Source organism: Acinetobacter guillouiae (assembly GCF_002370525.2).
In the GTDB taxonomy this organism is placed as follows: domain Bacteria; phylum Pseudomonadota; class Gammaproteobacteria; order Pseudomonadales; family Moraxellaceae; genus Acinetobacter; species Acinetobacter guillouiae.
The window spans coordinates 1,417,778-1,441,981 of sequence record NZ_AP014630.1 but is presented as its reverse complement, the minus strand read 5'-3'; the positions used below and the strand labels follow the sequence as shown (position 1 = coordinate 1,441,981).

The following is a 24,204-nucleotide window of genomic DNA, read 5'->3' as shown; positions in this document are numbered from 1 at the left end:
GCCAATATCTCTGCTCGATTAAAAATTTCGAATCCCAGCAATCCCGTATGCATAATGCTGTTGTGCAATCGCTAAATCAGCTTGGCTTAATCCCCCCAATGCAAAGACTGGTAAATCACAGGTCTTGGCATATTCAGCAAATTTTTCCCATCCAAGTGCATTGGCTTCAGGATGGGTCTGGGTTGCAAATACTGGACTTAAAATCACAGCATCAAAACCCAATGTCTGTGCTCGCTGTAAAGATACCAGATCATGACATGCTGCTATACAACGTAGACCGATTGGTAACTGCTCGATGTGTAAATCCATCAATTGATGCTGTTTATAATGTACAGCAGCTATACTTTTTTGAAGATGCTCAGGCAACTGTTGCCATAGCTCTATATTGACGATCAAGCGAGATAAGGCATTTGCAGCTAACTGCGAAATTTGTGTTACAGCAACCTGATCTGCAGTCGTTCTAAAATAAAAAAATTGCGCGTTGTCATCTAGACTTTTTTCTATGCTCAATGCTGAAAGATTGTCGGAGATTTTAATTTGATGCGCCCAGTACAAGCGTTGAATAATCGCTTGATTGGCTTTGGGGAAGTTCAGCGCGAAGAGTTGATCACGTCCATACCATGTCCAAGGTTTCTGAATATCATGCAAATATTGTTCAGGAACCGTGGCATGAAAAAGATGGAGAAACACTTCAACATCATCATAAACATGATGAATTACATCAAAAGCATGCCATTGCTGGATGCCAATTCCCACTTCCTCAAAGATCTCTCGACGACATGCTTCAACAGGCGTTTCCCCTGCTTCAATTTTGCCACCAGGAAATTCATATTTATTGCCCTGATGCTGATCTGCATTGCGCCAACCGACCAGCACTTTCCCACGATAAAGTAATAAAGCGATAGCCACATGAATACTGGGTTTAGACATAAAAATCGACACCTGAATTTTTAATGAATTGTAAGCAATTATAGAAATTTTATAAATGATAAAAATTATCGTTGACAGACCTATTCGATAATGATTATCATTTAAATCACTTAGACAGCACCCCACACGGAGTAACAATAATGAACGCACCTTTTAGCCTATTCACACGTAACACTGAAGCTCACCAATCTCTTCCGATGTTACATTCAAATAACTTATTTGCATTAGGGCGCGAAATTCGCATCATGCATGCTGGAGAAGAATATCGCTTACGTTTAACACGTAACAATCGTCTAATTTTGACCAAATAACTATAAAAACATTAAGTTAAAACAAAAAACGTGGGAACAAGCAGTATGAATCAGCGCATACTGCTTTTTAATTTTGTCAGCTGATTTTTAATGCTTGTCTATTGATTTTTATACAACACCCTATCTCTATAAAACGATCCAATGAAATGTTAAACATTCAATAAAAATGCCCGATTCAATCGCACAGCTTTAACGTAAATAAACGCAAACGCTCAAACCGCCATATTTGGAAGCAGCAAACTGAATCTGTCCATGATGTAAATCGATCACCTTTTTACAAATTGACAAACCTAAACCTGAACCTTGTGTTTTGGTCCCCAACGCTCGGTAAAAACGTTCACCTAAACGATCTAAGATGTCTTGAGGAATACCCTCACCATCATTTTGAATTTCAAAGCTATTGCTATTGTTTAAAGGTCCAATCTGAATATAAATATTGCCCTGTACTGGCGTATAACGAATCGCATTATCGACAAGATTGCGAATACAAATAAACAGTAATTCTTCATTTACATAGACCTGAACATCTTCACTTTGAATATGAATCTGAACCTGTTTTTCGTCTATAAAAGGATCTAAACTATTTAGCACATGCTGAGTCATTTGCTCTAGACTTATCCAAGTCTTCGGTAATTCACTGGCATCCGCTGGATCTAATCGTGCCAAAAGCAAAAGATTTTCAAGGACCAGCGTTCCTCGATTCACATCATTTTGAATACTATTGAGTTGCTGATGAATCTCAGGAACCTCTACATATTTGCGTTGTAATAACTGCAAACGCATTTGTATCGCAGAAAGCGGCGAGCGCAATTCATGTGATGCATCTGCGGTAAAGCGTTGTTCAGCAATTAAAGCTTGATCCAGACGAGCAAGCATTTGATTGAGCTGATTGACCATTGGCTCAAGTTCTTTAAATGCTGGCTGCTGCTGAATTAAGCTGAGATCATTGGCATTTTTCTCTGCAATTTCTGTCGAAAGCAGTTGAATAGATTTAAATTGTTTTTTTACAGAGAAATGTAAAATCAGCCATTGCAGCAACCAGAGACTCAATAAAACCAATAAATAGCTGATAAAACTTTGCAATAAGTCTTTAAAACGGACACTTAAGGGCTGTACAACATAGACGCTTAACTGAGAATCTTGATCAATTGCTCGGTAACTACGTAACAGCTTATTTTCTGCCCAAATAAATGCATATCCATTGTCTTCACCCTTCGCCAGAAGATTGTCATGCCCTTGTTGCAAATCAAATTCAGGTGATTGGGTCAACATCACCTCACCATTCATCAATCGGTACTGAATATCAAATTCATCACTTAACTCATCCAATTGAAAACCAGACGTCGCACTTAAATCTGAAATCAGAAGCATATCTGCAACTTCATCCATGATTTCATCTTGTACCTTCATGTTGTGATAAATCGAAAGACTGACCAAAAGTATCAGCGCAAAAACACCTGCCACAATTGAACTGAGCATGGAGGTCTTAATCAGCTTGGTTTGTAGTGATACTGCCTGGGTCATATTCATCCTATTGAAATCATTCAAAGTACTTGGTGAAATACTCAATCTTGCTCTTTATTCATACGATAGCCCAAGCCACGGATTGTTTTAATCAAATGTCCGCCGATCTTCTTACGCAATTGATAGATATAAACTTCAATCGCATTACTTTCAATTTCATCCCCCCAAGCATAAAGAGATTCTTCCAATTGCTCTCGTGTCACAATATGTTCAGGCTTTTGCATCAATTTATATAAAATTTGAAATTCTTTTGCGGTGAGATGAACAACTTGCTGATCTTGAAATACCGTTTTTGCTTGAGTATCTAGCACTAAATTTTCATATTTTATTTCATGTAAATTTGTGACTTGGGTTTGTCTGAGTTGTGCCCGTACTCGGGCAGATAATTCTTCTAAACTAAAAGGCTTTACCAAATAATCATTTGCGCCGAGATCCAAACCTTGCACACGATCTTGAATACTATCTCTCGCTGTAAGAAAAATCACAGGAATTTCTGGAAATTGACGTTTTAACAGTTTAAGAATTTCATCGCCAGTGGCTTTGGGCAAACCACGATCTAGCAAGATGCAATCATATTGATGCTGTTCTATGGCTAAAATTGCATGATCACCACGTTCGACCCAATCTATATTGTAGCCATCCATTTCCAACCAAGATTTAATACTTTCAGCTTGTGAACTATCATCTTCAGCGAGCAAAATTCGCATAGACCATCTCTCTTTTAGGCAGATAAAGCCTTGATCAAAATAAAATCTGCACTTTGTTGCTGTTCATACTTGTTGAACATAGGTAAAGACCACATGCATACACATGTAGTCTTAGAGAATATAACGAGAATCTGCGGTGATTTGTTTTAATGGATAAAATAATTAAAAATTCACGGCATCCACATCAATTTCTACACGTTTTGTCGGTTTATAGTCGATATCGACCTCACCAAACAATGTCACTGTAGCATTTGCCGCGATCGGTTTACCTTGCCATAATTCATCATCAATATCGACAGTAATGCTACCTGTGCTATCACGGAATTGATATTTTTCATCACCGATTGCTTTGACCACGTTGCCACGAAGCTGCACTTTGGTATCATCTTTCAATGTTAACGCTTGTTTTACTGTGGTTAAACTTGGTGTAAGCGCTGATTGATTTACTGCTGTGTTTGCAGTGGCAAAACTTGTTAAACCAATCAAGCTTGTGGTTAAAATTGTTTTCGCAATGATGTTCATTGTTGTGTCCTCATATCGGTTCATCGTTTCGATAGAAGCATTAAAACAAACCAACATGAGGTGAATCTTAGGATTTCTTCATTTGCTCTTTTAAGTCAAAATTAATTTAAAGGCACAACTCTAAGGACTTCTTCCAGCGTTGTTACGCCTTCCAATACTTTCCGTGCACCAGCAATTCTTAATGGTTCAATACCCTCTTTTTTTGCCTGCATTTTTAAATCATCTAAAGTCACGCCCGCACTAATTCGCTGCTTTGCTTCAAGGCTAATCGGCATAAACTCGTAAATCCCGACACGACCTTTATAACCTGTTTGACGGCATTCCTCACATCCAACTGCTTTATATACAAAACTAGGCATTTTGGTCTGATAGCCAAATGTCAAATGCTTCCACTCTTGTTCATTGATAAAGGTTTCTTGCTTACAATGTGGACAAAGCTTACGCACTAAACGCTGAGCCAATACTCCTAAAATCGTTGCAGCGGTTAAAAAAGGCTGCACGCCTAAATCATGCAAACGTGTCAGACTTGATGGTGCATCATTGGTATGCAGAGTTGAAAGTACTAAATGACCTGTTAATGCTGCCTGAATCGCCATGTTGGCAGTATCTTGGTCACGAATTTCCCCAACCATAATAATATCTGGATCTTGACGCATCAATGCACGGATACCATCGGCAAAACCGAGCTCAATCCCTTGATTGACCTGCATCTGGTTAAAACTTGGCTCCAACATCTCAATCGGATCTTCAATGGTACAGACGTTCACTTGTTCGGTAGCCAATTGTTTTAACGAAGAATAAAGCGTGGTGGTTTTACCCGAACCAGTGGGACCAGTCACCAAAATAATGCCATGACTATGTTGCGTTAAAGCATGCCATTGTGCCAATAAATGTTCATCAAAACCCAATTGTTGAAAACTTCGCACCAAAACTTCTGGGTCGAAAATACGCATCACCAACTTTTCGCCAAAAGCAGTCGGCAATGTTGAAAGACGTAACTCGGTTTCTTGCCCTTTCGGTGTACGTGTTTTTAAACGCCCATCCTGAGGTTTACGTTTTTCTGCAACATTCATACGACCTAAAATTTTAATCCGTGAAATAACTGCGGTTAAGGTATTGGCTGGCATATTATAAATCGTATGCAGTACCCCATCGATACGAAAACGAATTTTGCCTTTTTCCTTACGCGGTTCTAAGTGAATATCACTTGCACCTTGCTCAAAAGCAAACTGTAAAACCCAATCGACCAGTTTCACAATATGCTGATCATTGGCATCAGGATTCTGGGTATCACCCAATTGTAAAAGTGCTTCTACACCTTTATTTTCTTTATCATAGGCACTGGATTTTTGCGAATTGCTGACCGCTTTACTGACTTGATAATACTCAGTTAAATAACGTTGTAATAACTCAGGATTTAACACCACTTTTTCAATTTTTTTGGGGCTTAAACTACGTTCTAAATTATGTACCCAATCCGTCATAAAAGGCTGTGCTGTACCAATCAGAATTTTATCGGCACTGACCTCAACTGCTAAAATTTTATTTCTTATTGCAAACTCTTGCGACATGACATTGGTCAGTGAAGTCACATCGGCCTTTAACGGATCAATTGTAAATGAATTGAGTTCGGCTTTTTCAGCTAACCATTCTGTCAGTGTGGTCAATGTCAGTCTTTTAACTGGATTTTTAGCATCGACGAGCTTAAAGCTGGCTATCCATTGCAAAGGATGCCACTTCAACTGATCGCGTTGTCGATGCGTGGTTTGTACCAATAGTTTTTCACGTTCTGTAATACGACCATCTTTTAATAATTGTTCTAAACACCAAGCTGTATCGATTTCAAAATTAAATTGCATTGTTATATCCCCGAAACTCAATCTACTATAACAAAATTAATTGTTGTATTTCTTGGATTTTCTAAATTCAATAATGTATTTAACGTAAGGCTAAAAAATAAACTTTTGTTTTTCTAAAACTTTGCGATACATTGAAATCATTCTATTAATTCATGGTCTTATTTGGAGAGCACTATGAATTTTATATCGCTATATCCATTTTCATTTGGCTCTTATACCGATTTCCTCACCATCATTGCGGCTGCATTGGGTTGTGGTCTACTTATCGGTCTTGAACGTGAACGAAGTCAGCAACGTGAAAATCAAAATAGTTTTGCAGGTTTAAGATCATTTGCCATTTGCGCTTTACTTGGCGCTGTTTGCTTTTTGTTTGGTCCCTATTTTGGCATTGCGGGTGCATTCATTACAGGTGGTATCGTCATTTATTCTTTAAAGAATCAAACTGATGATCCCGGTGTAACCACTGAAATTGCATTTATCCTCACTTATTTTATCGGTGGAATGTGCGTTTGGAATATTTCTTTTGCCGCAGGTTTATCGGTCATCCTCACCGTGTTGTTGATGACTAAACACTCTATGCATGGCATTGCTGGGAAATGGATTACAGAATCTGAATTTAAAGATGGAATTTTCTTACTGGCATTGTTATTAATTGCATTGCCACTGACACCAAACAAAGCTTTGTGGGGTGCTGTGCTTAACCCCTATGTTATTTTAAAATTACTCACCTTAATCTTGGCGGTGCAAGCACTTGCACATATTGCCAAACGATTATTGTCATCAAAAAATGCCATGCTATTGTCTTCGCTTGCTTCAGGTTTTGTTTCCAGTACCGCTACCATTGCCAGCTTAGGATTAGAAGTCAGAAATGGGCGTGCAGATGCCAAAGCCAATGCAGGGGCAGCATTAATGTCTTGCGTGGCAACCCTACTACAACTCATAATTATTGTGATTGGTGTCAGTATTACTTGGTTCAAACTCATTGTACTGCCCAGCCTAATCGCTATCGCGATCCTGACCATTTTTGCCTTATGGTTTATGCGTCATACACAACCGATTGAAAATAATCAACTTACTGATAGTCGTATGTTTAGTCTAAAAGAAGCAGCCATTATTGCAGCGTCGTTAACCTTGATTCAGGCGGGTGTATATGGGCTAAATCTTTTATTGGGTGATGCGGGTTTAATTGCAGGTACGCTTTTGGCCTCATTATTTGAAATTCATGGTGCTTTGGCCACGATTGTCATTCAGGGAGAACCGAGTAATCATATCTTATCTCTCGCCTTTGTTTTAGGTTTAGCAGCACATGCCATTGCGAAATCGATCAATGCATTTTTAAGTGGTGGCAGTCGCTATGCCTTGATCTTTGCTCCAATTCAAATTTTGCATATGACGATGTTTATCATCGTTTTTGTTTGGGTTCTTCAATATTAAAAGCACTTTTTTTGCAAGGATGAAATTGAAAAGCAGCAAAATCATTTTAAGTTTTCGATCAATATATAATTATAAAAATTAACAGAATTTTAAAATTTCATCAAAAAAACATTGAAAAAATAAAATGTTTAAATATGATGACAGCGAGAATTTTTATACTCATAAATTTTAATATTTTATAATTTGGAATAATTCATGAAAATTAAATTACTGTCTTTTGCCGTCATTTCTTCATTATTTTTAAGCGCATGTGGAGGTGATTCAGATGCTGGGGATTATACAACAAACAACGAATCTGAATGGTTTGGATATGAAACTGGCGCTTCAACTCAAGACATTAACCTCTTTACTAAAGTAAAGTTTAGCTTTAACAATAAGCAGATGTACATCAATGGTGAATATAACGTAGATGGTTCAACACAGTTCCTTTCATCAGATCTTTTAAGTGATTATCTAGCAACAGATGGGCTCTATGATGCACCTAAAAGTAAAACTGATTTGGGCTATCAATATGCAACGTTGAAATCGAAAACAGCGACAGTTTGGACATTTACACCCTATTCATCTCGTAACTATAACCAATTGGAATTAACTGAAAAATTTGAAACAGTCAACTTAACAGGCAAAGCAATTAGTCCATACATCAATGGATTTGAGCATTATGCTGGTTCAAATATAGCACTTAGCTCAGTAGTTGGCGCTTATTCTTCATATTATGTGCAAAAACTAAAAGGTAAAACATTCCCGTCTGGATCAACGTGTTTACGATCAATTTCCTCTTCAACAAATACAAACTTTGCTGATTTTTATTCAGGCTATCGTCTGAATAATTACGACCCATCAAAATATTTTAAAGATGGTTATATTTCAACGGCGCTAGGAAAGTTCAACTTAGATTTATCCAGAGATATGCAACTGAATACATCAGTTGATGCCGTAGCTAAAATCGGCTCTGACTATTACCCAGCAAGTTATTATACTGCGGGTGAATATGACATACTTGCAAACCAAATTAAGCAATATGAACGAGATTATCAAGATGCTGTTGCTGAGTCTGGTAAAAACAGTATAAATGCGCAGTTAGCAGAAGCTTATCTAAATGGCTTAAAGTCAGAATGTACGCTGTTTAACAAAACAGCAAGTGTTGCAATTGATGCTGTAAAATAAAAGATATTCTTTTATATAAAAGCACTGACTAAATCTTATTTTTAGTCAGTGCTTAAAATAATTTACTCGTTTCATTTTATAGGTAGAAAAACAACAAAGTTAAAAATCACAGCCTATTTAACAAAATCTACAACCGTCTATTTCACAACAGCCTAACGATATTTACCAAATACTTTCCAGAGATTGTTATCCGCTAAAGGATCAGCATAACTATCATTACGTGGCTTGCGTGGCTTATCGCGGGCATCGACCAATTCAAAATCTTTTTCAGTGCTCAGCACTAAACCATTCACATAAAATCGTGTTCTCGTATATTCACTTTGTCCATACTGAAAAATATAGGTTCTTAAATCAATGAATTCACGATGCGCAACCAAGGCTGCGGTATCATCACTGTTTAACCACTGCGACATATTTTTAATTTGGCTGGGTTCAAATTGCCCACATTTCTCAACCAGTGAAGCAATCCCACGAAAAGTTTTTGATTCTTTAGCACGGGTTTTATTAATTCGAATTCGATCTACATGAAAAAAGAACAAAGGTAAATTTAAATGGCTGGGTAATTGAGCCACATCTAAAGCCTCATCCTGCATAAAAGGTTGATACAAGGTTTGTGCTCTTTCAAGCAATCCAAGCCACTGTTTATAGTAGGCCTCTACTGCGGATTGGGTTCCATAATAAATTGGCAAACCTTCAACATTGCTCAAATCTACAGGCGGCCAAATATTTTGGCGTAATAATGCAATATCACTTTTCAAGCTTTGTATGGCAATCGCATCTTGCATTATCTACTCCTTGAGTATTTATTAAGCTTAGGCTATTTGAGTATGCTATAGTTATATCAATGAAACAAGTCTATGAAAAGGAATGATAATGTCCGAAAATAATGATTTTTTTGAAGAAACTGAAGAAGTTGAATCTGACGAATACTTTTATGAGCGTGCTGATGAATTTATTGCTCTCGCCAATCAATTTGCAGATCAAAATCATCAAGTTTCGCATTTGACAGCACATCCTGGAAAGATCAGTGCTTCATTTATGTATGCCAATGCCCGTTATAGTATTTGGCATGCAGCTTGTGCCTACAATCAAGCGCCAGATTTTAAAGCGGATCGCCAAGTCATCTTAGACTATTATGTAGAACAATTTAAACTCATGCTTGAAGATCATCTTGATGAATATCAAGAAAATTTTGACAGCTATTTTACAAATTCAGATACAGAAGAAGTAAAGCGTTTCGTTTAACCCTTGGATTGCCTATAATAGCCCACCAATGAAATACGCTATGTGGAAAAGTCATGTCTCAAAAAATCGATGCTACTGATGTCACCGAAGAAGAAGCTTTAAATGCTGTTTTTTTTGAGCGTGCGGATGAGTTTATCAAACAAGCCAATGAGTTTTGCCGCCCAGCGAAAGGACAGCAACCTAAGCCAGAAGAACTTCGTGGACAAGTCAGCTCAGCAATGCTCTTCGCTACTGCACGTTTTAATACTTGGGTTGCTGCAAACACCTTTAAAGATGGTGATGAAATGCGTGACGCCAAAGAACAAGTCATGTCTTATATATTGCAACAATTCCAAATGATGCTTGAAGACAATTATGATGAATATTGTGAGCAGTTTGAAAATTATCTCCGTTTCCGTAAAAACGAAGATTTTCATACCCACAAACATGATCATGATGGCCATGATCATCAACACTGATTGAATTAATTCATCTTAGATCAATCAAAGCATTGATAAAATAGCCTCTTCAATGAGGCTATTTTTTTATAACAATTTATGGCAGTCATCCCAAAATAATAAAATCAACTGATTCCTCCAATGGCTTTACCGCTTAAATTTTACCAAGTGACAATATTCACCTTTTATAAAATTCATGTATTGTATTTTGATAATAAATAACAATTTGGACGTTATATGCAAGATTTGAATTTTCCAATCATTGACCCACATATTCACCAGTGGGATCCCTACAACACCCCTCATGCAGCAGCATTTGCGGTAAAGCTTTTGGGCAAGCGTCCATTCCTACTCGATAAAATGGTGCGTTTAGTCAAAGCTAAAGATTTGATTGAAACGGTTGGACTAACTGAGCACATCACCCGCCCCTATTTACCACAAGACTATAAACATGATCTTGGCTCATATACAGTCGAACAAGTGGTACATATTGAAGCCAGTTGGGCCAAACAGAAAGGTAAAGCTGTTGTGGGTGAAACAGAATTTATTGAATCCTTACCCTTTAATGAAAACACCGTAAAACTTGGTGGCATCGTGGCTACCGCCGACCCATGCGATCCTAATTTCAAAAAGATTTTAAAGTTACACCAAAAAGCATCTAAACGTTTGCGTGGTATACGCCGTATGGCTGCCTTTCATGAAGATAAAGGCGTGCATAATTGGACAGATCTCCCGCACCTGTATACCGAGAAAAAGTTCTTAAAAGGCTTTGAACAACTCGCGCAACATAATCTGAGTTTTGATGCTTGGGTGTATTCTCATCAAATTCCCGATGTAATTGAGCTGGCAAAAAAGTTCCCAGAAACCTCAATTGTTTTAGACCACTTTGGTACACCAGCAGGCTTGTTTGGTAAAATTGGACAAAATACAGGCTTGTCTAAAACAGCACGTGAAAATATTTTTTATCAATGGCAAGATGCTATTGCTGAATTATCCGCTTATCCAAATGTATATACCAAAATGTCTGGTCTATTTATGCCAGTGCTTGGTCATCAATTTTATAAGAAAAAACAACTGGCTTCTAAGCAACAAATCACTGATCTAGTTGCACCACTGATTCTGCATGCTTTGGAAAGTTTTGGCACCTATCGGGTGATGTTTGCTTCCAATTTCCCAATGGATCGGGTCAATACCAGTCTGGTGAATATCATTGATGCGTTTAGTGATATCGTGATGCAATATGATGAAAATGCACTGGAAAACATCTTCCACCATAATGCCAAACAATTTTATCGTTTGTAATTTTACAAGATAAAAGAGGTGTTTACTTAAACACCTCTTCAAACTTATTTACTGACGTTACTGATGCGTATAATTTTTTAAGTAAAGCAGTTTAATTAAATTGAGCAAGAAAGGCTTGAATTGCATGTCGTGCAATTTCAGCATCTTCAAATGATTTCACTCCTGAAATACCCACTGCACCAACCAACTGCCCTTGATACAAAATAGGCTCACCACCTTCCAACATCCCTGAGCCGCTCTGCATGGTTAAAAATCCCATTTGACCATTTTTGATAAGGGTCTCATATGATCCTGACGGTCTACGGCTTAATGCAGAGCATCTGGCTTTGTCCAAACAGAATTTCGACGTCAATGCAGAAGCGCCGTCCATACGCTTCATTGCCAATAAATTGCCCGTTTCATCAACGATAGCAATACTGACATTAAAAGCATGATCAATTGCATATTGATGTGCTTTATTCAATAAAAACTCTGCATCAGATAAGGTTAAATAGTGTTTGGTTTGCATATTTTCTTCCTGAATTATAATGTCTAAAATCACAAAAAAGCCTGTAGTCCTTAGACTACAGGCTTTTATTCTAAATCAAACTTGATTCAAAAAGACTGTCCATTCTGCTCATTTATTCAAGCAATCGAAGCGGCCTTAAATCCCCTTAAGCTTGCATTTCAGCAAAGACTTGTTTAGCCATATCAATGGTAAACTGAATATCTTCATCACTATGTGCAGCTGAAATAAAGCCTGCCTCAAATGCAGATGGAGCAAGGTTTACGCCACGATTTAACATCCCGTGGAAGAATTTACGGAATGCTTCAATATCGCATTTTAAAATATGGTCAAAACTGCTAATTTCGGTTTGATCAGTAAAGTAAAGGCCGAACAAACCACCAGCTTGTTGAGTAAAGAATGGGATTCCAGCTTCATCCGCAGCCGCTTGTAGACCCTGTAATAATTGATCTAATTTTGCAGACAAATCGGTGTAGAAGTTAGGTTGGCGAAGGGTTTCAAACATTTTGATCCCTGCTCGCATAGCCAATGGATTACCCGACAAGGTTCCTGCTTGGTAAACCCCACCTAAAGGCGCGATACATTCCATGATTTCACGTTTTCCACCAAATGCACCGACTGGTAATCCAGCACCAATGATTTTACCCAAAGTCGTTAAATCAGGTTTTACATTATAATATGCTTGCGCACCACCGAGTGCTACACGGAAACCGGTCATCACTTCATCAATAATAAATACTGATTTGTATTGATCACATTGCTCACGAATCGTTTCTAAGAAACCTTTGATTGGTTTAACCAGATTCATATTTCCAGCAACAGGTTCAACAATCACCCCTGCAATCTCTTGACCATATTTCGCAAAACAAGCTTTAACAGCTTCAATATCATTATATGGCAAGGTCACCGTATGCTTGGCAAAATCAGCAGGTACACCCTTTGATGTTGGCTCACCCATAGTCAACATGCCTGAACCCGCTTTAACCAATAAAGAATCTGAATGTCCGTGATAGCAACCTTCAAATTTCACAATCATGTCACGACCTGTATAACCACGCGCCAAACGAATAGCTGTCATGGTTGCTTCAGTACCTGAGTTGGTCATACGGACCAATTCAATTGATGGCATGATCTCACAGATCAAATCAGCCAGTGTGGTTTCATGTACCGTCGGTGCACCAAAGCTTAAACCATCAACTGCTGCTTCTTGTACTGCTTGGATAATATCAGGATGTGCATGACCTAAAATCATCGGCCCCCAAGAACCCACATAGTCCACATAGCGCTTGCCGTCGACATCGTATAAATAAGCACCTTTGGCTTTTTCGATAAATACTGGCGTACCACCCACCCCATTAAACGCTCGTACTGGAGAATTCACTCCACCTGGAATATGTTTACTGGCTTGTTTAAACAATTGCTCTTGTTTTGGAGATAGGCTCATAAATCGACTCAATCCTGTAGAATACTAAAATTTCAAAATGATATAAAAAATCACGATACAAATTAAGATTTTGCAGTTTCTGCAAATAACTGTGCCCAAGCTGCGACACGGGCAGGAATATTTTCAACTGATAGAGCTAATATATCACTAATCACTGCGCAAAGGTCAGCACCAGCCTCAATCACAGCTTGAGAATTTTCAACCGTTAAACCGCCAATGGCACAAATAGGTAAATCAAACTTTTTAGATGCCTGCTGTAATGTCGCTAGACCAATATTACCAGCTTCAGGTTTGGTCGATGTTGCATAAATTGCGCCAAAAGCCACATAGCTTGCTCCTTCAGCGATTGCTTTTTCAGCCAACTCAATTGAGTTTAAGCACGTTCGCCCAATGATGACACCTTGTGGTAAACGTTGCACTGCATCTGAAATTTCACCATCAGATTGCCCAAGATGCACACCTAAACTAAATTGTTCAGCTAAATCTAAATCATCATTAATCAAAAATGGTGTCTGATACTTTTCACACAGTTGCTTGATCTGCTTCACTTCATTGGCTTGGTCAGATTGAGCGACTTTTTTACGGCGATACTGAAGAATAGCGACTTGCTTAGTGCTTAAAGCAACTTCGAGTTTTTCTAATAATAATTGGATTGGATCGTCGTTGGTAATCAGGTAAAGACCGCGCATTCAATATTCTCAAACAATCAAATAAATGGATTATAAGCAAGTTTTCTCAGCGAAGACGTGACAAAAACAAAAAAGCTTAGAAATCTCTAAGCTTTTTTGTTTAATTTATTACCATACTGACAAGATTAGCTTTCAATTTTATCTAGACTACGGTCTTTTAAACTTAAATTGCCACGTACAATATCGGAAAGCATACGCCAGTCAGAAATAAAACTATAAAGTGGTTGCTTAAAGCTTGCTGGCTTATTTTTCTCAAATACAAAATGCCCCACCCAAGCACATGCATAGCCAGAAAGTAGTCCATAGGCCACGTATTTTGCTTTACGTTGACGAATTGCTTTGCTAAAGAAATAAATACCGATACTACTTCCAGCTGCATGCAAACGGCGACTCATCATGCTACGGTGTTCAGTTAAATAAAAACGATAAAATTCTGAATAGTTTTTAATTGGTAATTCAAACTTCGGGTTTTGCGCTAATTCCGATTTAGGCTCAACATACGCGTTCATGATCAATCATCCTGTTTTATTTTTAATCAGCTTAGTTTATTTTATGCTGCAATAACAGCCAAATTCAATATCAAGTCTGTTGACAATTCATCTATATTTGCGACTTCAAGTATTGCCCAGACCATACAAGTCACGAAATAGGAAATTTTGTCATTCTAAATATTTAATTAGTAACGATATAGCGGTAAAAAATACTCAAATGGCATGCTATACAAGTCTTCTGATGACACATTTTAAGTTACAATGCCAGATTAAACATTCAAGAATGTTTAACTCTCTAATAACCATGATTAACACTTAGGACCCTCACATGCTTGAAGTTGAATTAAAGTTTCAAATTCCGGAAGCCCGCCGCAATGCACTCCTTAAAGCATTAGATCCTAAAAAATCCCAAATTATTCAATTACAAGCAAAATACTACGACACACCTGATCGTCAGATGTCCCAACACGGCGCTGCACTACGTCAACGCTTAGAAGGGACGCGTTGGGTACAAACATTAAAAGCAGCGACTAAAAGCCATTTACAACGCTTTGAAGACAATATTGATTTAGGTGAGCTTGCTGAAGCCCCAAGTTTAGATATTGATATTTACCAGAATAAACCCGAAGCACTTGCTGTTTTAAAAAATGCATTGGGGGATAAGTTTGACGAACTCCAATTACAATTTGAAACTGACATCCAACGTACCATCCGTGTGATTCAGTTTGAAGATGCTGAAATTGAAATCAGTCTCGATATTGGTGAAGTCCGAACTGAAACCTCCAAACAAGAAATTCATGAAGTAGAATTTGAATTAAAAAGTGGCTCAATTCAATCACTTTTAGCCTTTAGTTTTGAATGGGTTAAAAAGTATCACTTATGGCTCGATGTACGTAGCAAAGCTGAATTTGGACACTTATTGACTGTGGATCAAAAAGTCAGCCCAGCACAGCTCAGCAAAGAAACCATTTTAAATAAAAAAGACACTGCAGATAAAAATTTACGTGTGCTTATTGCCAGTCAATTACAACATTTATTGCCAAATATTGCCGCGATTTCTGCACAAGTTGCCCAGCCTGAACATATTATTCAAGCACAGACTGCCCTACACCATTTACATTTAAGTCTTTCTCTATTTAAAGATTGGACAGATACCAAAACGGATAAATGGTCACACCAACTTTCAGCGTTTGAGAGTCATTTTAAAAACTTACAACATTTTGAACATATGCAACGCACATTAGGTGCGTTACTGCAAAATCCGAAAACAGCGCAAAGTTTAGATCGGGATATTTTGTATGCTAACGAAAAACTCATCAATTTGGTCAAATCGACTCAAAATGTACAGCACTATTTAGAATTACTCATGTTCAGTTTAGGACAGTCTGCGAAAGCGCCAACCCATGACTTAAAATGGTTTGCGCAAAATACATTGCAAAATCAGTATCGACAGCTACAAGAAAGTTTAAATGAAGCAGATCTTTCCGACCTTGAAAGTTTAGAAGCACTGGCTCAACATTTAAATGAATTAAAATTTAGCTTTCCGATCCTAACCAATATCTATGATGTTAAGAACTTACAAAAATATGCAAAATCTTTAAATGATGCTCAACAAGCATGTGAGCAATATCAAGTGCTTGCTTCATCATCTTCTTACCTACAACAAACCGACCTAGAAGCCAGTGATTGGTTTGCCTTAGGCTGGCTTACCGCAAAACAAGAAGCTTATGCGGAAAAACTGCTTGAAGCGACGGAACAGTTCTTGGTTAGCCGTAAGTTTTTAAAATAAATCAACAGCGAGAAGAGATGGTTTTATTGAATAAAATCATCTCTTTAAATACTGCATAAAATTGAATATTTGTAGTCGCGTGAGTATTCACGTTGCGAATTTGTAATCATTCATTAAAAACTCAAAAAAAACAATTTATCGGATTAAAATCGAGAGAATAAGTAATAAAAATGGAACGGGAAGTATGTTTGAAATTGAATTGAAATTCCAAATACCTGAAGAAAAGCAAGAAATGCTCATTAAAGCGTTTCAAAGAAAAGATACCAATATTCAGCACCTACAAGCCAAATACTATGATACGGCACAATTTATTTTGTCTGAACATTCCATTTCGCTTCGTCAACGCCTTGAAGATGATCAAGAAAAGCAGCAATGGGTACAAACCCTCAAACTCCCAACAGAACAAAGGCTTAAACGTGCTGAATTTGAGGAAAATATCGAAAGCGCGGAAACAGGATTAGATCTAAAAAATTATCTCAGCAATAAGCATATTGCTAAAAATATTAAACACTTATTAGAGCAATATAAAGACGGATTAGAAGTTCAGTTTCAAACAGACATTGAAAGAAAGCTCAGCTTATTTAAATTTCAAAATAGTGAAATTGAAGTCAGTTATGATCACGGTCATATCATCGCCCATCAACAGCGTCTCGAATTACGTGAATTAGAATTTGAACTGAAACAAGGTACTGTTCAAGATCTTATTTCTTTTATCTTACCTCGGATGAAACGCTATAACTTATGGCTTGATACTCGTAGCAAAGCGCAACAAGGTTTTCAGCTTGCACAAAACTCTCCAGACAATCCCGTACAGTTGCAAATGCCACTTGTTCTTGATCCCAAAGATCATCCTGAAAATGCATTAAAAAAGATCGTAAATAATTGTCTATCTCATCTACTTCCTAACAGTACAGCAATTGCATCTGGAAATTTTAATTCCAAACATATTCATCAGGCACGTGTGGCAATTCGCCGCTTAAGAAGTGCTTTAAAAACCTTTTCGAATTGGTCTTTGCATATCGACCCCACTTGGCAAACCCAGTTAACTGAATTGTTTAGGCAACTCGGTTCGGCTCGTGATTTAGATATGATTCGAGAGGAGTTATTACCTCAGCTTGAAGCTGCTGGTGCGCCTAAGTTTAAACTTCCAGAACCACAAGATGTCGACTCGCAAAAATTAACCAAACTGTTTAGATCTTTTAATTTTAATTATTTGGTCCTATCCCTGATTCAATTTATTGCCCAAGAATCAAGTGAAAAATCTCAAATAGCTGTACATAAAGCAGCATTTAAAAAAGTTAGACAATTACATCGCAAAATTCAAATTGATGCAGAAAACTATTTAAATTTAGACATCGAAGCACGGCACCGTACTCGTAAAAACTTAAAGCGTTTGCGTTATAGTATTGAGTTTGTTGCATCATTATCAGATAAAGGCCAAATCAAAAAATATTTAAAAGCCATAAAGCCTGCTCAAGAAAGTTTAGGGCTCTACAATGACCTGATTGTTGCTGAAGATGTGTTAAAAAAATTGGTCAAAGCAGAACCCCAAGTCTGGTTTGCTTTGGGCTGGATTGCCGCAGAACAGCAACGGCTTTTGTTGAAATCACAACAAGATTTGCTGCAGTTTGCCAAGACAGCCGTTTTAGAGTAATTGTAGCTACTATCCTGCTCTTTAAACCGAGATGCTCCGATCACAGCGGACAAAAGCGCATAAGTTTTTAAGCAGGATATGGAATCACGTTTTCAATGACTAAACGACTCAATGCCCTGAATCAGGATCGCTTCTTCAGCACAGCTAAATTTAATATTAAATTGCCCAAAACGCATCCCATAAATACGTGCATCATCATGCTGATAAGCTGGTCGAGGATCTAAAGCCAGTACCGACTCAAGTTCAGCGATATATTTTAGATCCATGTCAGCTGTTTGAAGAAATTTACTTTTTAATTGCTGTGCATGCTCAGACCAAATAACCTGTTTAGGCACAGGCTCATACTGGGCATAACCACTTTGCGCCGCATCCACAGCATCTGAATAATGAATATAAGGTTTAATATCAACAATCGGCGTACCATCTAAAAGGTCACTGCCTGTCACATATACACGAACTGCATTCCCCTCTTTTTTGACGGCTTTAAGTTGTACTACAGATAAACCAATCGGTGCTGGACGATACATACTGCGTGTTGCAAATACACCGATTTTTTTATTTCCACCTAAACGTGGAGGTCTCACTTGAGGGCGGAACTTATCTTTATCTTGTTGATTTTTATTGTCATGAAACTGCCAGATCAACCATAAATGACTAAATTCCTCGATTCCCTCAAATGCTTCCAAGACATTGTAGGGTGCATGCATTTCGATAAAAGACTCCACCTGAACCAGATTTGGTTGTCGAGGAATACCAAATTTTTCAACATAAGGAGAATGCATAATCCCAATAATCGGGAGACTTAACTCAGTCATAATCATTTTTTCTGATAAGTTCAATTAAATATATTCAGTTTATCGAGAATGATTTTAGATTAGAATAGCAGGCTGTTCTAATTTGATAATTTATTGAGACCTTTAATGGCTGCTTTCAACGTCGAAAAGATTACTCACGTACACCACTGGAATGACACTCTATTCAGTTTTAAGACCACACGTGATACTGCATTACGTTTTAAAAATGGTCAATTTGTGATGATTGGTCTTGAAGTCAATGGTAAGCCTTTAATGCGAGCATATTCTATTGCAAGCGCTAACTACGAAGAAGAATTAGAGTTTTTCTCAATTAAAGTGCCTGATGGTCCTTTAACTTCTATTTTGCAAAAAGTAAAAGTTGGTGATGAAATTCTAATTTCTAAAAAACCTACAGGTACTTTAGTGCTTGATGATTTGAATCCGGGTAAAAACTTATACCTTCTTTCATCGGGTACGGGGCTAGCACCTTTCTTATCAACGATTCGCGATCCAGAAACTTATGAACGTTTTGAGAAAGTCATCGTGGTACATGGTACACGCTTTATTTCTGAATTGGCTTACCAGGACCTGATTCTCAACGAACTTCCAAACAATGAGTTTTTTGAAGAGCTGGGTATTAAAGACAAATTGGTTTACTACCCAACTGTGACCCGTGAAGATTTCCATACCCAAGGTCGTGTAACCACTGCGATTGAATCTGGTGCCTTATTTGAAAAAATTGGCTTACCACGTTTTAATCCTGAAACTGACCGCGCAATGCTTTGTGGTAGCCCAGCATTCCTTGATGATGTTGTCGAGCTCCTTGACCAACACGGTCTGAAAGAATCACCTAAAATGGGTGTTTTAGGCGACTACGTGATTGAGCGCGCTTTTGTTGAAAAGTAATTTATTTTTCAAGCAGCGTTAAATTGAAAACCGAGGTTTAATTCAATACCTCGGTTTTTTTACGTTTAATGAATATAAATCAATACAGCCTGATTCCTGAATGCCGCTTCTTGATAGAATTTTTTTAAGTCTTGAAAATACGGCAAAATATACTTTAAACCTTCTTCACTGTCTTCATCCCACATATTTGGATAAATATCAGCTTGGTCCAAGGCTTCAATATCATATTGGCTTGAAAACTGATGATCACTGACCTGCTCTATTGCGGTTTCAACTTGCTTCACTTGCTCCGCTGTCAAATATCTGGCTGGACCTATTCCTAAATCCTCACCAATTTCCTCACCACCGAAAAAAACCTTCGCTAAAGGACCTTGTCCTCCATAAGAATCACCATTTAAGATGAAATGAATAGCATGCCATGCCTTATCCAAATCTAAAGCTTGAGATTGTTGATCTTTTTGATCACTATAAACATAGGCTTCAAGTAAGTTTGGTGATTGAATAAAGTGTTCTAATTGTTGCGTTGAAATACTCAGTAAATTGCCGATCATTGACATTGTTTTCACTCTTTTTTCATTATTCTTCAAATTTATAAATTAAAAAACCATGCATGTATAGGGTCTGTTAACAGACCCTATAGTTTTACTTAAAAAATTTGTAATTTAAACGATCAATTTAAACCTTTCTGAGCTTGACCATATTGGTCAGCCATTACTTCAACCAATTGATCAGGTTTAATATACTTCTTAATCACAGCATCCACATCTGCTTTGGTCAGTTGAGCAAACTCTTGATCTCTTAAAGCACGACTATCCATTTTCTTATTGCGTTCAAGCTGGCTGTTTAACATACGATGAATCACACGCTCATCTTCTAAAGACGTCACACGTTGCTTCATGATATTGGCTTTAGCCGCTTCCAACTCTTGACTGGTTACTCCTGTCGCTAATAAGTCATTCAGCACTTTACGCACCACTTGCGATACTTCAGCAGATTTTCCTGCTGTGTAATTGGCTTCGATCGACAATGCACCCGCTTCATTAAAAGAGTCCAAGTTTAATTGACTACCAAAACCATAAACCAACGCATTTTTTTCACGAAGCTCTTGTCCTAAACGTGAAGACAATTGCGAGTCACCCAAAATATAGCTAAAGACAATCAATGCTGCGGCATCTTTATTGTCTACACCTACAGGCAAGGTCTGCAAAGCTTGATAACTACCAAACTCACGCTGTTCTGAAAGGGCATGCACTTTCTGCGCTTTATAAGTGGTAAATTCTGTTGATAGACGCTGATAAGGTTGTTTAGCTGACCAATTGCCAAATTGTTGCTCAAGTAATTTTTTGATCGGTTTTGCATCATACTGCCCAGTGATAGCAATAAAGGCATGATCCATTGCAAAGTATGTTTTATATAAATCGACAACTTGTTGGTTGCTTGCTGCTTGAATCTGTTTTTTCGCCAGTTCTGGTTCAAAATGATAACGTAAATCACCCGGCTGATAGGTTTCAAGTAAGCGTGCAATGGTTAAAGAGGATACTGTTTCAGGCTCAGTATATGGTCGATCCAAACTAGATAAGCTTTGTAATTTAATTAAATCAAATTGTGATTGTTCAAATTTAGGGCTCTTCATCACCGACACGATATATTTAAAGAACTCTTCAAATTTTTCTTTTTTCGCTGAAATTTGAATAGTAATCCCGTTATCCGATGCCGTTGCAGTTGCTCCACCACTTGCTTCAATGGTTTTATCTGCAATGTTCTGTAAGCTATATTGCTCAGAAGCACGTAATAATAAATAAGCCGTAAAATCGAGGATTTGTGCCTTATTCATTAAAGATTCAGCTGTACCAAAATTAACCTCAATGGTTGCATAGGTTTTATCATCACGTGTCGAGGTTGGGAATAAAGCATACTTCATTCCATTTTTTAAAGTGCCACGTTGAATCTTTTTCTCCGTTGCAGTTAAATATTGTTTTGATTTTTCAACATATTGAGCAACTTCAGCTTGATAAACACTGACATCTTTTAACGGTTCTACTGCAGCAGCTTGTTGATCTAAAGTTTTTGGTTTTTCAGCAGCTTGCTTTTGCTCCAAGGCCTTTTTCTGATCTTCAGGTGTCGGTTGAATATCACCATTAAAACGGTGCTGCTCAGTTAAAAATGCTTTTAAAGTTGCATTAGTTTCAGCTACGCTTAACTTTTGAATGGCTTGTTGATCTTTAAAATATTGTGCCCAATTGCCATGCGATGACACCACATAATCACTTAACATACCACCGACAGCAGCAGCACTGGTCAATAAACTTTCATTGGCATTCTGGATCAGATTTTTAACCCGTTTTAATTCAACATCATCAAAACTTTTATTTTTTTCTACACCCGCAATCAACGCACTGTCAATTTTTTGAGCATCATGGTTTGGTGCATAAATTGCCCCCATAAATACCAAGTTAAAATCATCATCTAACCATGTTGTAGACTGGACATTGGTCGCAACGCCAGTTTCTACCATGCTGGAATATAGATGACCACTCGGTTGTAAGGTATATAAATATGGTGCAAGTGCTAATACTGGCTGAATTTTTTCATTCTTACCATTCATATAAATATTGAATTTGGCAAGATCACTGCCCTTTTTCACCACAAAATTACGATTTTTTATGGTTGAAGAATCAAGTAAAGGTACTGTTGCTTGTTCAGGAATCTTACGTGCAGCTATCGCACTAAAGTTTTTATCAATGGCTTTTAAAACTTCTGCTTTATCAAATTTACCAGCAATCACCATCACCGCATTATTCGGTGCATACCAGTCTTTATAGAATTTGTTCAATTCATTCATTTTAATTGACTGTAGTTCAGCAAGATCACCGATCGGTAAACGACCTAATGACTTGTTGCCATAGGCTGCTTTCCACATTTGATCCATCAGCACAGCAAAAGGCTGATCCATACGCACTTCGCGTTCACGCATCACAATATTGATTTCTGAAGGAACGAATTGTTCTTGAAGCACCAATTTGTCCATACGTTGTGACTCTAAATAAATCACTTCGTTTAAGGTATTTTGGTCTGGACGTACAATATTGGTATATTTAGTCGAATAATAATCGGTACTGGCATTGGTCATTAACGTATATTGATCTAAACGGCGTTGAAATTCTTCGCCTTTTACATCTTGTGTGCCTTTAAACGCTAAATGTTCAAGTAAATGTGCAAGACCACCTTTGCCTTGTGGATCATTTAATGAACCGGTCAAATAAACCGTATTCATAAAGACTTTACTTTCTTTGTCATTCGGTGCAAGTAAAACTCTAAAGCCATTCTCTAGCTTATATTCTTCGATATTATGTTCAGATTTAACCAGGATGGCTTGAGCAAAACTAGACGCACTAAAACCAAGAATACAAAGCGACAAGGTGAGTTTTTTCAACTGCATGAGCATAGGAGAATCCAGAATTTTTTAAATTTTAAACAGTTATAAGCTAAACATCTTAAGAAATTCTGAACAAAATTTATAGTAAAGTTTTGAAAAAAGAGCCGTTTATTTCAACGGCTTTTGTAATGATTTGAGCATCTCTAGCTTAAAATCAATTTAAATAAAAATCTCAGCTTGCATAAATAACTGTGCATAACCTGAAATTTCGATACGTTGACCATCCTGAATATCACAAAACAATTTTCCACCGCGCGCTGATGCCTGATAACCGATAAGTTGTTTTTTACCCAGCTTCTCAGCCCATAAAGTCGCTAAACCAGTATGCATTGAACCTGTTACAGGATCTTCATCTATCCCTTTATGCGGGGCAAAATAGCGAGCCACATAATCATAATCGTTTGAAGCTGCGGTAATGGTCACATCATAGCCTGCAGACTCCGCAGTTAATGCGGTACTCACATGATATTGTTCTGCAATTTTTCGGATATTGGCTAAGTTTGGTGTTGCATTTATCACGTCTTGTGCAGATTCACAAACTAAAATATACGCTTGCGCATTGAGATAGACTTCTTTAAAAGGCTGATCAATGACATGATTCAATAATTCTGGATAATCGATCATTTTTTGCGGCTGACGAATCGGGAAATTCATCTGGATCTTTCCATCCTCAGCTTGCTGGATGATAAAAATCCCCAAATCTTTAACATGAAAATGAATTGTCTTCGCTTGGCTATAGTCTTTAAATAAAACAAAAGCTGAAGCTAAAGTTGCATGCCCACAAAAATCGACTTCAACTTGTGGTGTGAACCAGCGAATTTGATAATTTTCATCATCAATGCGTTTTACAAAAGCAGTTTCTGCCAAATTATTTTCTAAGGCAATATTTTGCATCAAAGCATCATCCAGCCAGTCATCTAAGACCAATACAGCAGCAGGGTTACCCTTAAACAATTGTTGTGTAAAAGCATCAACTTGGTACATTTTCATTGTTAAAACTCCTCATTTTAATCTATTCTAAGTGATACTAAAAATGATTACAGATACAGTCTATGTTT

23 protein-coding genes are annotated in these 24,204 nt (G+C 37.5%); 9 read left to right on the top strand and 14 right to left on the bottom strand.

All coding sequences use genetic code 11. The features are described from left to right. Positions 1–18: 18 nt before the first annotated feature. On the bottom strand, positions 19–930 hold the full coding sequence (locus AS4_RS06735; RefSeq protein WP_096733629.1) for an NUDIX domain-containing protein: 912 nt from the start codon (positions 928–930) through the stop codon (positions 19–21). A 140-nt stretch (positions 931–1,070) separates the two neighbouring features. Between AS4_RS06735 and hemP the strand changes: the two genes are divergently transcribed. Next, positions 1,071–1,241, top strand: coding sequence for a hemin uptake protein HemP (gene hemP / locus AS4_RS06730; RefSeq protein WP_004721884.1), 171 nt, complete (start codon positions 1,071–1,073; stop codon positions 1,239–1,241). Positions 1,242–1,430: 189 nt separating this feature from the next. Here hemP and AS4_RS06725 read toward each other — a convergent pair whose 3' ends face one another. From AS4_RS06725 to AS4_RS06710, 4 genes are all read right to left on the bottom strand, one after another. Further along, complete coding sequence (locus AS4_RS06725; protein ID WP_096735490.1) at positions 1,431–2,765, bottom strand: sensor histidine kinase; 1,335 nt, start codon at positions 2,763–2,765, stop codon at positions 1,431–1,433. A 41-nt stretch (positions 2,766–2,806) separates the two neighbouring features. Further along, positions 2,807–3,472 (bottom strand): response regulator transcription factor, encoded by a 666-nt coding sequence (locus AS4_RS06720; RefSeq protein WP_004721888.1) that lies wholly within the window; start codon positions 3,470–3,472, stop codon positions 2,807–2,809. Positions 3,473–3,634: 162 nt separating this feature from the next. Then, positions 3,635–3,994: a NirD/YgiW/YdeI family stress tolerance protein gene (locus AS4_RS06715; protein WP_096733628.1), complete on the bottom strand. Its 360-nt coding sequence runs from the start codon at positions 3,992–3,994 to the stop codon at positions 3,635–3,637. A 101-nt stretch (positions 3,995–4,095) separates the two neighbouring features. Beyond that, positions 4,096–5,853 carry a GspE/PulE family protein gene (locus tag AS4_RS06710; RefSeq protein WP_004820151.1) on the bottom strand — a complete coding sequence of 586 codons (1,758 nt, stop codon included), beginning with the start codon at positions 5,851–5,853 and terminating at the stop codon, positions 4,096–4,098. 174 nt (positions 5,854–6,027) lie between these two features. Between AS4_RS06710 and AS4_RS06705 the strand changes: the two genes are divergently transcribed. After that, on the top strand, positions 6,028–7,287 hold the full coding sequence (locus AS4_RS06705; protein WP_096733627.1) for an MgtC/SapB family protein: 1,260 nt from the start codon (positions 6,028–6,030) through the stop codon (positions 7,285–7,287). Positions 7,288–7,482: 195 nt separating this feature from the next. Next, entirely contained in the window at positions 7,483–8,454 is a 972-nt protein-coding gene (locus AS4_RS06700; RefSeq protein ID WP_034612195.1) for a hypothetical protein, read from the top strand. A 152-nt stretch (positions 8,455–8,606) separates the two neighbouring features. On the opposite strand, the gene AS4_RS06695 is transcribed toward AS4_RS06700, so the two are convergent. Then, on the bottom strand, positions 8,607–9,239 hold the full coding sequence (locus AS4_RS06695; protein WP_096733626.1) for a hypothetical protein: 633 nt from the start codon (positions 9,237–9,239) through the stop codon (positions 8,607–8,609). Positions 9,240–9,327: 88 nt separating this feature from the next. On the opposite strand from AS4_RS06695, the gene AS4_RS06690 reads away from it, so the two are divergent. From AS4_RS06690 to AS4_RS06680, 3 genes are all read left to right on the top strand, one after another. Then, positions 9,328–9,699 carry a DUF3144 domain-containing protein gene (locus tag AS4_RS06690; protein WP_096733625.1) on the top strand — a complete coding sequence of 124 codons (372 nt, stop codon included), beginning with the start codon at positions 9,328–9,330 and terminating at the stop codon, positions 9,697–9,699. Between the two features lie 53 nt (positions 9,700–9,752). Beyond that, the gene (locus AS4_RS06685) at positions 9,753–10,157 is read left to right on the top strand and encodes a DUF3144 domain-containing protein (protein ID WP_004820141.1); all 405 of its coding nucleotides are present in this window, start codon (positions 9,753–9,755) and stop codon (positions 10,155–10,157) included. A 216-nt stretch (positions 10,158–10,373) separates the two neighbouring features. Continuing rightward, positions 10,374–11,438: an amidohydrolase family protein gene (locus AS4_RS06680; RefSeq protein ID WP_096733624.1), complete on the top strand. Its 1,065-nt coding sequence runs from the start codon at positions 10,374–10,376 to the stop codon at positions 11,436–11,438. 91 nt (positions 11,439–11,529) lie between these two features. On the opposite strand, the gene AS4_RS06675 is transcribed toward AS4_RS06680, so the two are convergent. The 4 genes from AS4_RS06675 to AS4_RS06660 all read right to left on the bottom strand — a co-directional run bounded on the left by AS4_RS06675 (position 11,530) and on the right by AS4_RS06660 (position 14,585). After that, positions 11,530–11,946 carry a GlcG/HbpS family heme-binding protein gene (locus tag AS4_RS06675; RefSeq protein WP_004820137.1) on the bottom strand — a complete coding sequence of 139 codons (417 nt, stop codon included), beginning with the start codon at positions 11,944–11,946 and terminating at the stop codon, positions 11,530–11,532. Between the two features lie 145 nt (positions 11,947–12,091). After that, entirely contained in the window at positions 12,092–13,387 is a 1,296-nt protein-coding gene (gene hemL / locus AS4_RS06670) for a glutamate-1-semialdehyde 2,1-aminomutase (RefSeq protein WP_004721899.1), read from the bottom strand. Between the two features lie 62 nt (positions 13,388–13,449). Then, complete coding sequence (gene thiE / locus AS4_RS06665; RefSeq protein WP_096733623.1) at positions 13,450–14,076, bottom strand: thiamine phosphate synthase; 627 nt, start codon at positions 14,074–14,076, stop codon at positions 13,450–13,452. A gap of 125 nt (positions 14,077–14,201) precedes the next feature. After that, positions 14,202–14,585 (bottom strand): DUF962 domain-containing protein, encoded by a 384-nt coding sequence (locus tag AS4_RS06660; RefSeq protein ID WP_096733622.1) that lies wholly within the window; start codon positions 14,583–14,585, stop codon positions 14,202–14,204. A 310-nt stretch (positions 14,586–14,895) separates the two neighbouring features. Here AS4_RS06660 and AS4_RS06655 point away from each other — a divergent pair, with 310 nt between their 5' ends. Together AS4_RS06655 and AS4_RS06650 are read left to right on the top strand one after the other, a co-directional pair. Continuing rightward, entirely contained in the window at positions 14,896–16,356 is a 1,461-nt protein-coding gene (locus tag AS4_RS06655) for a CYTH domain-containing protein (RefSeq protein ID WP_034612221.1), read from the top strand. 184 nt (positions 16,357–16,540) lie between these two features. After that, on the top strand, positions 16,541–18,010 hold the full coding sequence (locus AS4_RS06650; protein ID WP_096733621.1) for a CYTH and CHAD domain-containing protein: 1,470 nt from the start codon (positions 16,541–16,543) through the stop codon (positions 18,008–18,010). A 92-nt stretch (positions 18,011–18,102) separates the two neighbouring features. Here AS4_RS06650 and tsaA read toward each other — a convergent pair whose 3' ends face one another. Further along, positions 18,103–18,831 carry a tRNA (N6-threonylcarbamoyladenosine(37)-N6)-methyltransferase TrmO gene (gene tsaA, locus AS4_RS06645; protein ID WP_096733620.1) on the bottom strand — a complete coding sequence of 243 codons (729 nt, stop codon included), beginning with the start codon at positions 18,829–18,831 and terminating at the stop codon, positions 18,103–18,105. Positions 18,832–18,930: 99 nt separating this feature from the next. Here tsaA and AS4_RS06640 point away from each other — a divergent pair, with 99 nt between their 5' ends. Beyond that, positions 18,931–19,710: a ferredoxin--NADP reductase gene (locus tag AS4_RS06640; protein ID WP_004721908.1), complete on the top strand. Its 780-nt coding sequence runs from the start codon at positions 18,931–18,933 to the stop codon at positions 19,708–19,710. A gap of 65 nt (positions 19,711–19,775) precedes the next feature. On the opposite strand, the gene AS4_RS06635 is transcribed toward AS4_RS06640, so the two are convergent. From AS4_RS06635 to AS4_RS06625, 3 genes are all read right to left on the bottom strand, one after another. Continuing rightward, on the bottom strand, positions 19,776–20,267 hold the full coding sequence (locus AS4_RS06635) for a YfbM family protein (RefSeq protein ID WP_096733619.1): 492 nt from the start codon (positions 20,265–20,267) through the stop codon (positions 19,776–19,778). 113 nt (positions 20,268–20,380) lie between these two features. Beyond that, a complete protein-coding gene (locus AS4_RS06630) occupies positions 20,381–23,155 on the bottom strand; it encodes a M16 family metallopeptidase (protein ID WP_096733618.1) in 2,775 nt (924 codons plus the stop codon). A 150-nt stretch (positions 23,156–23,305) separates the two neighbouring features. Further along, positions 23,306–24,136 carry a PhzF family phenazine biosynthesis protein gene (locus tag AS4_RS06625; RefSeq protein WP_096733617.1) on the bottom strand — a complete coding sequence of 277 codons (831 nt, stop codon included), beginning with the start codon at positions 24,134–24,136 and terminating at the stop codon, positions 23,306–23,308. Positions 24,137–24,204 lie beyond the last annotated feature (68 nt).